Source organism: Methylophilus aquaticus, from assembly GCF_030769565.1.
GTDB lineage: Bacteria > Pseudomonadota > Gammaproteobacteria > Burkholderiales > Methylophilaceae > Methylophilus > Methylophilus aquaticus.
In genome coordinates this window covers 44,068-56,664 of record NZ_JAVCAP010000011.1, presented here as the reverse complement: position 1 = coordinate 56,664, position 12,597 = coordinate 44,068, and the positions used below count along the sequence as shown (strand labels likewise).

Annotated in this window: 14 protein-coding genes; 6 read left to right on the top strand and 8 right to left on the bottom strand. The window is 49.2% G+C overall.

What is annotated here, in order from left to right:
• Nucleotides 1–11 precede the first annotated feature (11 nt).
• From Q9291_RS05195 to ribA, 4 genes are all read right to left on the bottom strand, one after another.
• Entirely contained in the window at nt 12–953 is a 942-nt protein-coding gene (locus tag Q9291_RS05195) for a hypothetical protein (protein ID WP_306388965.1), read from the bottom strand.
• 3 nt (nt 954–956) lie between these two features.
• A complete protein-coding gene (locus tag Q9291_RS05190) occupies nt 957–1,595 on the bottom strand; it encodes a Fe(II)-2OG oxygenase family protein (protein WP_370530741.1) in 639 nt (212 codons plus the stop codon).
• 282 nt (nt 1,596–1,877) lie between these two features.
• Complete coding sequence (locus Q9291_RS05185; protein WP_306388963.1) at nt 1,878–3,149, bottom strand: O-acetylhomoserine aminocarboxypropyltransferase/cysteine synthase family protein; 1,272 nt, start codon at nt 3,147–3,149, stop codon at nt 1,878–1,880.
• Nucleotides 3,150–3,267: 118 nt separating this feature from the next.
• The gene (gene ribA / locus Q9291_RS05180) at nt 3,268–3,867 is read right to left on the bottom strand and encodes a GTP cyclohydrolase II (protein ID WP_306388962.1); all 600 of its coding nucleotides are present in this window, start codon (nt 3,865–3,867) and stop codon (nt 3,268–3,270) included.
• Between the two features lie 176 nt (nt 3,868–4,043).
• On the opposite strand from ribA, the gene Q9291_RS05175 reads away from it, so the two are divergent.
• Genes Q9291_RS05175 through Q9291_RS05165 form a run of 3 tightly spaced genes read left to right on the top strand, consistent with a single transcriptional unit; the run spans nt 4,044 to nt 6,357 of the window.
• Nucleotides 4,044–4,370 carry a PepSY domain-containing protein gene (locus tag Q9291_RS05175; protein WP_306389020.1) on the top strand — a complete coding sequence of 109 codons (327 nt, stop codon included), beginning with the start codon at nt 4,044–4,046 and terminating at the stop codon, nt 4,368–4,370.
• Entirely contained in the window at nt 4,370–5,035 is a 666-nt protein-coding gene (locus Q9291_RS05170; RefSeq protein ID WP_306388961.1) for a response regulator transcription factor, read from the top strand. The genes Q9291_RS05175 and Q9291_RS05170 overlap by 1 nt, the downstream gene beginning before the upstream one ends.
• On the top strand, nt 5,032–6,357 hold the full coding sequence (locus tag Q9291_RS05165) for a sensor histidine kinase (RefSeq protein WP_306388960.1): 1,326 nt from the start codon (nt 5,032–5,034) through the stop codon (nt 6,355–6,357). Before Q9291_RS05170 ends, Q9291_RS05165 begins: the two co-directional genes overlap by 4 nt.
• Nucleotides 6,358–6,382: 25 nt before the next feature.
• Here the strand turns inward: Q9291_RS05165 and Q9291_RS05160 are convergent, their stop codons facing one another.
• The gene (locus Q9291_RS05160; protein WP_306388959.1) at nt 6,383–6,718 is read right to left on the bottom strand and encodes a PepSY domain-containing protein; all 336 of its coding nucleotides are present in this window, start codon (nt 6,716–6,718) and stop codon (nt 6,383–6,385) included.
• A gap of 210 nt (nt 6,719–6,928) precedes the next feature.
• Between Q9291_RS05160 and Q9291_RS05155 the strand changes: the two genes are divergently transcribed.
• The gene (locus tag Q9291_RS05155) at nt 6,929–7,201 is read left to right on the top strand and encodes a hypothetical protein (protein WP_306388958.1); all 273 of its coding nucleotides are present in this window, start codon (nt 6,929–6,931) and stop codon (nt 7,199–7,201) included.
• Between the two features lie 10 nt (nt 7,202–7,211).
• Here the strand turns inward: Q9291_RS05155 and Q9291_RS05150 are convergent, their stop codons facing one another.
• The 3 genes from Q9291_RS05150 to Q9291_RS05140 are packed head-to-tail and all read right to left on the bottom strand — an operon-like array spanning nt 7,212 to nt 10,419.
• On the bottom strand, nt 7,212–7,667 hold the full coding sequence (locus tag Q9291_RS05150; RefSeq protein WP_306388957.1) for a response regulator: 456 nt from the start codon (nt 7,665–7,667) through the stop codon (nt 7,212–7,214).
• Nucleotides 7,664–9,646 carry a hybrid sensor histidine kinase/response regulator gene (locus Q9291_RS05145; RefSeq protein ID WP_306388956.1) on the bottom strand — a complete coding sequence of 661 codons (1,983 nt, stop codon included), beginning with the start codon at nt 9,644–9,646 and terminating at the stop codon, nt 7,664–7,666. The genes Q9291_RS05150 and Q9291_RS05145 overlap by 4 nt, the downstream gene beginning before the upstream one ends.
• 2 nt (nt 9,647–9,648) lie before the next feature.
• Nucleotides 9,649–10,419: a response regulator transcription factor gene (locus Q9291_RS05140; protein WP_306388955.1), complete on the bottom strand. Its 771-nt coding sequence runs from the start codon at nt 10,417–10,419 to the stop codon at nt 9,649–9,651.
• A 148-nt stretch (nt 10,420–10,567) separates the two neighbouring features.
• Between Q9291_RS05140 and Q9291_RS05135 the strand changes: the two genes are divergently transcribed.
• Together Q9291_RS05135 and Q9291_RS05130 are read left to right on the top strand one after the other, a co-directional pair.
• On the top strand, nt 10,568–10,855 hold the full coding sequence (locus Q9291_RS05135; protein WP_306388954.1) for a hypothetical protein: 288 nt from the start codon (nt 10,568–10,570) through the stop codon (nt 10,853–10,855).
• A 132-nt stretch (nt 10,856–10,987) separates the two neighbouring features.
• Nucleotides 10,988–12,577, top strand: coding sequence for a SulP family inorganic anion transporter (locus Q9291_RS05130; protein WP_306388953.1), 1,590 nt, complete (start codon nt 10,988–10,990; stop codon nt 12,575–12,577).
• The last annotated feature ends 20 nt before the right edge of the window (nt 12,578–12,597 follow it).

Sequence of the window (12,597 nt, the reverse complement as noted above, 5' to 3'; positions counted from 1 at the left end):
TTATTGGCTTATCAATACTCGTTGTTATCATCTGCCATCATATCTCGAATATGATCATCGAGATCGACATCAAAATACTCTAGCGCATCATAGTGAGATGTGGAGATATACGTATTCCCTAAATCGGCAGCTCTTAGTTTCGAGTACCCATTTATCTTTAGACCACACGCAACGCATTGAAAAGTTTCTGGTCGCATCACTTGTCTTTCGATAATGCCGTCATCAGTAACTTCTTTCTTAGCTTCGCCAGCTGACTTTCCCTGTAATAAAGCGATGCTGTTGCATGCTGGGCAATTCACACGATGGCCATAATGCCGAAGAGAGACGGTCTCTGCTTGCTTTCGAGCTTGCTCCTGCTCTTCGAGGTTTTTATCATTCCAAACAGTTTTATGAGCATTAATAGTGTCATTAACTGTATTGGCAGTATCGTCTTTAAATGCAGATATTTCCTCTTTAGCTTGTTCAGCCACAGTGTTTCCGAACAGTGATTCAAGTGACTCGCCAATTTCGTTAGCAAGTATTTGAGAAACGGTGAAGAAGTTAGGAAGCCATGAGGCTGTTCCTAAGTTTTCAAAAGGCATATTTCCAGAGTGAACTTCACTATTCCTTCGCGCTACTTGGTTTGCACAGAAATTTGAATGCTCTCTTGTAAATCCGTCAATTAAGTCTTCAACTCTTTGTATCAGTTCTGTTATTGACGCAGATTTTGCGACGAATTTTTGCTTTTTGGTTGGTCTATCCAAAGCGTGGAGTAGGTTATTCCAATCTTTGCTATCAGCAAGTAATACTGGAGATACGTTTGCAATTGCGGCACGGACTAGCATTTCAAGCACAAAGGCTGACCACAAACCAAATTGCCAATTACTGTCTTGATTTTCAAACATTACTTCAGCGTAAAGTTGTGCTTTTGCGAACAAAGACTCTTTTGACCATTCATGACTTGTTTGCTTCATTAATTAACCTTTAAGTCCAGATAAGTAGAGCCGTTCAAGTTTTCTATTCATACCTTCAGAAGTAACGGCAGATCGCGCATGGAAGGTTTGCCAATTATCGATCAGAAGACATTGGTTAGAATAACCTAAAACTATCGCTTCGTAGTTTGCATTTGCTAGCCGATCTATAATCCTTGAACGCAACGATACTCCTAGTTTATTTATTGGTTCAATATAAAGAGAATCCCATCGGTAAAAGTCACCTTCAAATAGTCGAAGATGGGATAAACGCCCATTAAGTCTTCGCCGGGGTCTGAATAATGCTCGGCGCAAATCATTTGTTTCTTCTCCTTCAAAAATCTGTTCTGATTTCACTATTCGTGTTTCTACAGAAATTGCAGGTACCCGGCAGCAAAGTAGCAAATATCTTGGCGGTTGAAACCAATGGGCCATATCACTATGAAAAGGAAACTCTTCTAGACCATAGTTGCCGCTATAACTACTTGCTTCCAATGAAGCTCTATTTGAGGGTGTCAATTCTTGAACTGTTTTTATGATAGGTAGAGTGATCACCATCCCGATGTTCGTGCCAATCTCCATAGTGCTATTGCCAAAAGGCTGACCATCAAACTGAACATAGCCATATTCTGTTAGTTTCTGCAAGAAAGGGCTCATTTGTCGGGGGCTTAATAACACTAATTTAATTCAAGTAGGGTGGACAACTAGTTACCAAATATAACAATACCAAAATTAAGCATTGAAAGTACGTTGATTCGATAACAACGAATTTAACTCGTTGACAAGATGTTGCCCAACTAGTTAGTTGGACAGAAGTTTGAAACTCCTGCGGATATGACTCGACTATAGATGAAAAAGCGCAGCATCGCTGCTGCGCTCGCATAGTTTTCTTTAGCAGAAAAACCGACATGGCCGGTTTTGGCAGTCTTAAACGTTAGCCAACGCCTGCTCCAAATCTGCAATCAAGTCATCGATATGCTCAATCCCGACCGATAACCTGACCATATCCGCCCTCACGCCAGCGCGTGCCAGTTCTTCGGCATTGAGTTGACGGTGGGTGGTGGTGGCCGGGTGGCAGGCGAGGCTTTTGGCATCGCCAATGTTGACCAGGCGCGTAAAGAGTTGCAAGGCATCAATAAAACGCGTGCCGCCCTCACGCCCATCTTGCACGCCAAAGGACAGGATGCCAGAGGCGTGACCATTCAGGTATTTTTTGACCAGTGCATGGTCGGGATGGTCTTCAAGCCCAGCGTATCTGACCCATTTCACTTTCGGATGATGTTTCAGGTAGTTGGCGACTGCCAGGGCGTTGTTGCTGTGTCGCTCAATTCTCAGTGCTAGCGTTTCCAGGCCTTGCAGGATGAGAAAGCTGTTAAATGGGCTGATGGCGGCACCGGTGTTACGCAACGGTACAACACGGGCACGGGCGATGTAGGCGGCGGGCCCCAGGGCTTCTACATAATTCACGCCATGGTAGCTGGGGTCCGGGGTGTTGAGACTGGGGAAGCGGGCTGCATGTTCGCCCCAGGGGAATTTGCCGCTATCGACGATGATGCCGCCTATCGAGTTGCCGTGACCGCCTATGTATTTGGTCAGCGAGTGCACCACAATATCCACACCGTGCTCGAATGGACGAGACAGAATCGGTGTGGCGACTGTGTTGTCAACAATCACCGGTACACCATGTTTGTGGGCGGCAGCACTGATGGCGCCCAGATCAACCACATTGCCCAGCGGGTTGCCTATGGTTTCGGCGAAGACCAGTTTGGTGCGACTGTCGATCAGTTTTTCCAGTGAGGCCGGATCGCGATAATCAAAAAAACGGACTTCAATGCCTTGCTTGGGCAGGGTATGTGCAAAAAAGTTATAGGTGCCGCCATACAGCGTCGAGACAGAAACGATATTATCGCCTGCCTCGGCAATGGTCTGAATCGCATAGGTAATTGCGGCCATGCCAGAAGCCAGTGCCAGCGCGCCAATACCGCCTTCCAGTTGTGCCAGGCGCTCTTCGAGCACGGCGGTGGTCGGGTTCATGATACGGGTGTAAATATTGCCTTGGACTTTGAGGTCAAACAGGTCTGCACCATGCTGGGTATTGTCAAACGCGTAAGAGGTCGTTTGGTAAATGGGCACCGCAACCGCCTTGGTGGTGGGGTCCGGGTGATAGCCGCCATGGATCGATAGGGTCTCTTGCTTCATCTCGTCGCTCTCCTGCTTATGATTATTGGAAAAAGCAGTATAAACCCGAAGCAAGCAGGGGGTTATAACATTTGGTATGCGGCTTATAACCGTTATTTATGAGCGAAAAGGCAGCAAATCACAGGTCTGGAATCAAATGCCCAAGCTTGACCGACTTGGTTTTCAAGTACTTAAGATTTTCTGTAGTAGGGGTGGTTAGCAAAGGCACTTGCTGATGGATGGTAATACCTAACGTTTGCAGGGCAGTGCGTTTTTCCTGGTTGTTGGAAAGCAGGCGTATGCTGTTGATTGCAAAGTAGCGCAGCATGTCTGCCGCACTTTCATAGGTGCGTGCATCGACTGGCAGACCAAGGGCGATATTGGCTTCTACGGTATCCATGCCGTGGTCTTGCAGGGCATAGGCACGCATTTTATTGGCGAGGCCTATGCCACGCCCTTCATGATTTTTTAAATACAAAATCAAGCCCTGGCCAGTTTCCTGAATCAGGCGTTGCGCATGATGCAGCTGTTCACCACAATCACAGCGTGTCGAGCCAAACACATCGCCTGTCAGGCATTCCGAATGTACTCTCACCAGCGGGTCGTTCGCGCCTTGCACATCCCCATAGGCTAGCGCGACATGCTCCACGCCATTGCGGCTGTCAGTGAATACGTGGATATCAAACTCACCAAACTGCGTGGGTAATCTGGCACTGGAGGTATGGGATAGAAATTGCATGTCAGCGGGGTGATTAAAGGCTCAGTTTTATATTGTAGCGGTTGCAAGGTTTTTAAAGTATCCCTGCTTAATTAATCTGAACTTTTGATGCTGATGGCGGCTTGCCTTTAAGCTTGGTTTAAGATGAATGCTGTTAAACTTTGGACATCTCTACCATTTTCAGGAGCTTGATGTACATGTTTTGGACCAAACGCCGTGTATGGATGGGCTGGTTTGCCTTACTGGTTTTGCTGGCAACACTGTCTTTATTAGCGTGTGCCGATTCGGGTGAAAGTGCGGCCAACGCTGGCCGCTTATCTGCCAAAGGTGAAATTCTGAGCCTGGAAAAAATCTCGCAAAAAGCCAAATCCTATAAAGCTGGTGAAATTCTTGAGGTGGAGCTTGAGAAAAAGCATGGGCGTTATGTGTATGAGATAGACATACTGGATGCCAGTAGCCAGGTGTGGGAGCTGAAGCTGGATGCCAAAACCGGACAGTTGCTGAAAATGGAGCAGGACGACTGATGCGTTTGCTGTTGGTGGAAGATGATGCCTTGCTTGGCACGCAGACCCAGCAGGCGCTCAAGGTAGCGGGGTATGCGTGCGACTGGTTGCAGGAGGGTATTGAAGCTGGCATTCAAGGCGCATTGGAGCCGTACGATTTGGTCATACTCGATTTGGGTCTGCCGGGGCGTCCTGGGCTGGAAGTTCTGGCTGAATGGCGAACCAAAGGGCTGGCGATGCCGGTGATCGTACTGACGGCACGCAGCAGTTGGCAGGAGAAAGTCGAAGCCTTTAATCTGGGTGCGGATGATTATGTGACCAAGCCTTTTCATATGGAGGAGTTACTGGCGCGGATCAGTGCTGTGCATAAACGCACGGTTGGGGTTGTCAGTGGCGGTCTGGTGGTTGAAGATTTAAAGCTTGATGAGCATACGCAAACGGTATGGCAGGGCGAAGCGGCGCATGTGTTGACCGGCACCGAGTTCAGGCTGTTGCGTTACCTGATGCTGCACCCTGGTCGCATTTTCTCTAAAACCGAGCTCACCGAGCATGTGTATGCCTATGATGCCGATAAGGACAGCAATGTGATCGAGGTCTATGTGAACCGCCTGCGGCAGAAAATAGGGGCGGATAGGATACTGACCAAGCGCGGTCAGGGGTATGTGCTGGTGAGTGCAACAGCATGAAGTCGTTGCGTAAGCAATTATCGCTGGGGTTGACGCTCAGCCTGGTCGGACTGCTGACGCTGCAATGGGCGGTGGTGACTTTTACCATAGACCACATGATCCAGTCGCAGATGGCGGCACGCATGCAACAGGAAGCCGAAGGCATACTCGCTGGCGTCACTGTGAATGGGCGCGGGCAACTGGTGTTGGCGCCGCATGTGATGACGCCTTCATACCAGCGTCCTTTTTCTGGACGCTATTTCATTGTGATGCTAGGCACGCAAAAAGCCCAGTCACGCTCGTGGTGGGATGTGGAATTGCCGGTCAGCGCGCTCAACGTGGGTGAAGAGCAGGTCACGCATGTGACAGGCCCTGAATCCCAGCCACTGTTGCTGTTGGGGCATGGTTATCGCAAGCAGCAGCAAACCGTTACGATTTATATCGCTGAAAGCCTGGTCGAAATGCAGCAAAGTTTGCGCATGTTTCACTGGCTGTATGGGGTGTTTTCCTTACTAGGCTTGCTGGCGCTGCTCGTCTTGCAGCGTTGGATCGTGGTGAATACGCTGAACCCATTACAGCAAATCAAGGAAAACCTGGCAAAAGTGGCGAGCGGCGAGCTACAGCAGATTCATGCCAGCGGACCCGCCGAGGTGATGCCGCTGGTGAATGAGTTTAACCGTATTCTCAAAAGTGCCAGCCATAAAACCCGGCGCTCGCGGTTGGCCATTGGCAATCTGGCCCATGGGCTCAAAACCCGTCTCGCCCAGCTACAGTTATTGTCTGCGGATGCCACGGCAGAAAGTGATGCCCAGTTACGGCAAATGGTACAAAGTTGTAGCGCTGATATTTATCAAGATGTGGAGCGCGAATTAAAACGTGCACGCTTGATGGGGGATGTGTATAGCAGTCAAACGACGGATCTGGAAGTAGAGCTACCTAAGCTGGTGGCGACACTGCAAAAAATTTACAGTGAAAAGACCGTGGCTTTTGCCTGGCAGCACGACGGCCAGGCGCGCGTGATGGTAGACCGTGAGGATATGTTGGAGCTACTCGGAAACGTGCTTGATAACGCGTTTAAATGGTGCCGCAGCCAGGTGCAATTAACGATTTCCGTCCACAGCGCCATACACATTACCGTAGAGGACGACGGCCCTGGTAGCCATGCGCCAGCGCTAGAAACCTTGCTGCAGCGTGGCATGCGGATGGACGAATCCAAACCAGGTAGTGGCCTGGGGCTGGCGATTGTGCAGGACATTGTGCAACATTACCAAGGCAATGTTGTACTCACGCATTCCGAACGTTTGCGCGGCTTGCGTGTACAACTCACATTGATGCCTGCCTGAGGCAGGCATCTTGCTTAAGCGCGCATTAGAACCAGTCACGGTTGACGCTGTTGACCTTGCCAGTCTTGGCGTCAATCAGCACTTCCCACTCCTTGCCATCGGCGTCCACAATTTCAAATTCGTAATCCCAGCCGGATTTGAATTTTCTGTTCTCCAACTCCGCTTCCTTGACCATGCCCGGTTTGGCGGCCAGGGCTTTCTTCTGGGCATCTTCCAGTGAAATCAGGCCAAAGGTTTTTGCCATTTCGGCGATTTTGGCCGGGTCATCGTCATCATCAGCCCAGGCTGGTTGACTCATCATCAAACCACATAGCAGGCTGAGGATGAACAGGCTGGCAGGTTTGCGAATAGATATGCTCATCGTGATCTCCGTATTAATGTATTGAGTTTTCACAATACAGAGCGTGTCTTAATTCAAGCTGAAAAAAACGAAGGGATCTGTGAGAAGGTCTGTTCAGCTTGGTGAAAGGGTTTTGAAAGACTCGTGTAAGACATGTGCGCTACATTGAACATCATAAAATCCGTCTCAAAAAGGCGGCAACAACGAAGTCTCAATTACAAGGAGCGTGCGATGAAAACAGTAACAATGTATGGCGTCATGAGTTTGGCTGCAATGATGTTTGCCGGGTCCGCCCTGGCAGATCAGGCGGCAGGTAATCAGAATATTGCAAAGCGACCTTTGGTTGGTCAGGCGGCAAATCAGGCCTGGGAAGGCGCCAGCTTGCAAATAGACAAGCAACCTGCGGCACATCAGGTGGCCGAGCAAAAAGAGCAGTTTCGTAAACAGCTCAATCTGCAATATGCGAGCAAGCGCCCCTACGTGAAGCCTGACAGCGCCGAGTAGGCCTGCCGGACTATGACGAATAACCTGGTAATTGCAGGTTAGGCTGGTGTTGTTTGAGTTGCGTAAATAACCAGCGTGTCTCCAGCAGTATCCAGACGCGCAGCATGGCCTCCATCGGGTCAAAAGGCTTGGTTAAAAAGTCTTTTGCACCCAAGGCCAGCGCTTTGCGACGCGTTGCAATGGTAGCATCTGCTGTGAGGACCAGCACGGGCAGGTATTCGTTGGCGCCAACATGGTGGGAGAGTTGATCGAGTACGGCAAACCCATCCAGCACCGGCATCATTAAATCCAGCAGAATCAGATCTGGCTGGAAGGCATTGACCAGGTCCATGGTTTTGGTGGGGTCGGCGGTACTGATGACCTGCTCAAACCCCTCTTTGGTTAACAGCTCTTCGAGCAGCCGAAGGTTGGCTTCGGCATCATCAATAATCAGGATTTTTGAAGCGCGTAGTTGATCGATATTCATCTGGTGGACTCTAACAGTAAGTGTTGCAAATGCTGGTTAAATGCGGCGACATTGACCGGCTTGGTAAAGTATTGAGAAATCCCCATCTGTTGTACCCGTGTGATGGTTTCCGGCAGGGCATCTGCGCTCAATACGATAATGGGCACCTGTTGCATGTCCGATCTGGATTTGACATGCTCAATCAGTTGCTCGCCCGAGCCATCTGGCAGGTTCAAATCAACCATTAATACATCCGGGGTCATGTCCCGTAACCAGATCATGCTTTCCTGCATGCTGTTTGCCAGATGCAGTTTGATCCCTTTGTGCCTGCTCATGATGGCTTCCATCAGCGCACGATTGCTGGCGTGGTCTTCAACATACAGCACATGCTTTTTCTGGTGAGCCTGCGAGGCGGCTGGTGGTGGCATCAATGCTTTTTCTGTGGAGGCGGGCGCCAATGCCGGTGCAGTTGAACCGTCAGCAGTGCATGCCGGCAAGCTAATCCAGAACATGCTTTGCGTGTCGGCCACACCTATTTCGCCACCCATGGCATCCATCAACTGCTTGCTGAGAACCAGCCCCAGTCCGGTGCCTTCTGTCATGGTGCGCTCCGCACCCAGACGGTCAAACGGGGTAAACAAACGCGAGCGCAGTTCAGTGGGAATCCCGTTTCCGCCATCCATCACCTCAATGCGAATATGGTCGCCAGCGAGATAGGCGTTAAAAGAAACTGTGGTGTTTTCAGGGCCGTATTTGAGGGCATTGGCCAGTAAATTGAGAATCACTTGTAGCAGACGCTGGCGGTCTGCGCGCACATAGAGATGCTCTGCGAACTGCGTTTTAATCTGCATGTCGCGCACTCTGCCTAGCGGTTTGATATAGTGAGTCGCTTCCTCCAGTAAGGGGTTGAGTGCCATGACTTCCAGTGACATGGCAATGTCACCACTTTCAATGCGCGAAATATCCAGCACTTCATTAATGAGCTTCAGCAAGTGTTGCCCTGCGTTGTAAATCAGAGTAGCACTGTCTTTCTGCCTGCCCTCTGGCAAATCATTCTCAAGAATCTGAGCAAAGCCCAGAATGGCATTGAGTGGCGTGCGCAGCTCATGACTGGTTCGCGATAAAAAGTTGCTTTTGGCAGCACTGGCCTCTTCGGCTTCAACTCTCGCCTGGTGCGCTTCCTGAGTGCTTTGGGCAAGCAATTGCGAGGCATGGTCCAACTCTTCCGTTAACTCTCCCAGTTCATCCCGGCTGATTCTTGGCAGTGCCAGCGGTTCGCCTTTCACCAGATGGTTGGCGCTGTCACGGATGGTTCTGACCCTGGCAACAATGGTGTTGGAAAAAATCCACACGCCGATCAAAGAGCCCAGAACTCCTGCGATGACTGCCATGATGGTAATTTGAAAGTTGCGCTGCCGTTCGTGTATCACGTCCTGTTTGTCTTTTGTGACTAGGCTGGCTTCCCGGTCACTCATGCTTTGCAGATCCTCTCGCAGCCGGTTCAGGGCGTCGCTCTGAGATAAAAACTTGCGAATGAGTTGCTCATTGGCCTCATGTGAGGTATTGCTAGCGAGGGTGGCCAGATCGTCGAGGTTTTTTTGCAGTAATGGATGTATCACATGCAGCAGTTGCTGTTGTGCTTCATCGTCGAGCTTCTGCTCCAATGTGTCCAACAGGCGTGGCATGGTCAGTTTTGCATGCTGGTAGCCAGATAAAAATTGCCGATTGCCTGTGAGTAAAAAGTCCCTGACACCGGTGGAGGCCTCGAGGAGCTGGGTTTGCAGAGTTTGAATGTCCTGCTGAATCTGCAATGCATTTTGTACGCGCATTTCCAGCAATGCTGATTGCTGTTCACTTTTGAAAATTAAAGCGAGAGAGGCCAGCAAGACTGTTAAAGGCAGCGCGTTGAGCACAATGCCTTTAATCGTCAGTGGTAGATCCTGCCATTGACGCCTGAGTGGCTCGCTTAACTGCAAATAGGCATCCCGCAATTTAGGCATGGCTACAGACCTTCGCTTTTGAATCCAGCCTCGACTGCTTTGACTGCCGCTTGCGTACGGTCATTTAAATTTAGCTTGCTCAAAATACGTTCAATGTGAATTTTAACGGTGCCTGGGGATATTCCCAGTTTAATCGCAAGTGTGGCATTGCTGGCACCCGATGGCAGTAATGCGAAGACCTCTCGTTCTCTTGGCGTGAGCTTTTGCAGATAAGTATCATCAATTTTGGATGCAGCCTGGGGTTGGCCGTAGAGGGCAAATCCGAGCAATCCGCAAAAGCTGTATAGCGTGTTCAACTGGCTTTGGTTGAGCGGCGTGCCAGAGAGCAAAGCCAGCAGCCCCACAGCCCGTTGCTGGTAAGCGATCGGCAAATGTACACAATACATGCCATGATCGCCCTGATTCGCGGTTAACGTCCACAGGCTGGGCACATATTGTGTGCGTGGTTCAAAGCGCAGGGGTTCTTTCAGCCACATGGCCAGCGCCCCCAGCATGGGAATGCGTGCGCCCACCGGATAGGACTTGCCGCGCTGCGCCATGATTTTTAAGGCACCTGCATGTTGCTGCGCGATCAGCCCATGTTGCGCACCATATTGCATGCAAAGCGCGTCCAGTAGCCACTGGCACAATTCTTCTGACCAACCCGTGTTGAACAGTTGCTGACCAAGGTGTTCAAATAAACGGTCCTGAGCCACTTGTGATTGGGTTTGCTTGAGTGCATTGCGTAACGCAAACGCACTCTCGGCTTGCTGTGGTGTGCTGTCATTTGGCATATGCCATTTAGTATATACCGATCTACCTATAATGGGAGACTTTTTATTGGAGCGTGCACGGGATAATGACAACCATAGTCAGTAGTTTGAAACGCTTTATCAGATGCACGCCAGTTCTGGAGATGCGCGGTGAAGCATAAGGAGCGAGATGATGCGTAAATTGTTAGTTGCAGTATTGGTTTATATGGGGCTGATAGTCGTGGCACATGCAGCAGAGGTGGCAGAGCAGGGCACGAATATCCACAATATTCATAAACAAAATTTTCATGGTCAGCGTGCTTATAGTAAAGAGCCAGTTGCACAAAAAGAAGGCGCTGATGCCAAGTGGGAGGGGGCTGGTATTGTGACCGATCAGGCGCCTGAAGACAAAGGCTTTGACAAGCATCAGCAGTTAAGATTACATTTTATTGGTAAGCGTCCATATACAGCAGAGTAACGCTGTATCCATTTGAAATAGACGCTTCTTCTCCCTGTTGGGGTGTCTATTTTGTACCATGGCCGTATTTCCAATCTTGGGCGCAGCGCATAATCCTAAAGGCTGCGTCTTTTTTTGTCTCCCGGAGTATTAATGACACCTTTAAACACTACAAAGTCTAATCACATCGGATTATTCCAATATTTTAATCGCGATTTTCCTGCATCGATTGTTGTCTTTTTTGTCGCATTACCCCTCTGTCTGGGCATTGCGCTGGCATCGGGCGCACCGCTGTTTTCCGGAGTGATTGCCGGCATCATTGGTGGTGTTGTGGTTGGCTTGGCCAGTGGCTCACAACTCGGCGTAAGTGGTCCAGCAGCCGGTTTGGCTGTGATTGTGCTGGCCGCCATCAGCAGTCTTGGCTCTTATGAGGTCTTTTTGTCCGCAGTAGTGCTTGCTGGTATTTTTCAGTTTTTGCTTGGTCAATTTAAGGCGGGCTTTATTGCCTACTTCATTCCCACTTCTGTGATCAAAGGCATGTTGACCGGGATTGGCTTGTTGATTATCTTGAAGCAAATTCCACATGCGTTGGGGTACGATGCTGATTTCGAAGGCGATGAAGCGTTTGAAGAGCACGGCGGTCATAATACCTTTAGTGATATTTTACAGTCGTGGGATTTGTTAACCCCAGGTGCTGTGCTGATTGCTGTTATTTCGTTTGCAATTTTGATTTTGTGGGACTCTGTGTTAACTGAAAAACACAGGATTTTCCAAATACTGCAGGGGCCCATTGTTGTGGTGCTTGTCGGTATTGCATTGAATTGGGCATTTATACACGATTGGTTACAGTTTAAATTGCAGGCAGACCAAATTGTACGATTGCCGGTTGCCAGCAGCTTGAGTGACTTTGCAAGCTTTTTCACCTATCCTGATTTTAGTAAGATAATGCAGCCGATGGTGATTAAAACCGCACTGGTGATGGCGATCATAGCCAGTCTGGAAACCTTGCTCTGCGTGGAGGCGACTGACAAGCTTGATCCGCTTAAACGTGTCACACCTACTAACCGTGAGCTCAAGGCGCAAGGTTTGGGCAATATTGTTTCAGGTATGATAGGCGGTTTGCCAATTACACAGGTGATTGTGCGCAGTAGTGCCAATATTACCTTTGGTGCACAGAGTAAACTCTCGGCTGTTCTGCATGGTTTCTGGTTATTATTGAGCGCCATGACCATTGCCAGTTTCCTGAATATGATCCCGCTGGCAAGTCTAGCTGCAATTTTGATTATGGTAGGTTACAAGTTGGCGAAGCCTAGCTTGTTTAAGCAAATGTATGATCTGGGTTGGGAACAGTTTGTACCGTTTATCATCACCATTGTGGCGATTGTACTGACTGACTTATTGACAGGGATCGGCCTGGGTTTGGTAGCCGCAGTGTTTTACACATTACATCACAGCTACCGCAACTCGCACTATGTCAAAAAAATACATTCGAATGAAGAGGGGCGTGCGGTTCATCATCTGGTCTTGGCCGAAGAAGTCTCGTTCTTTAACAAAGCCAGCATTTTAGAGGTATTGGAAAATATTCCGGCTAACAGCAAAGTCATTATTGATTGCACCCATAGCAAAGCGATTGCTTACGATGTGGTGGAGTTTATTCATGATTACCAGCTGCACGCCAAACTTAAAAATATTGAAGTAGAAACCATACAGTTCAACCCACCCAAGCATTTGCTTGGGCATTAATTAGTCTTACCGATTTAACA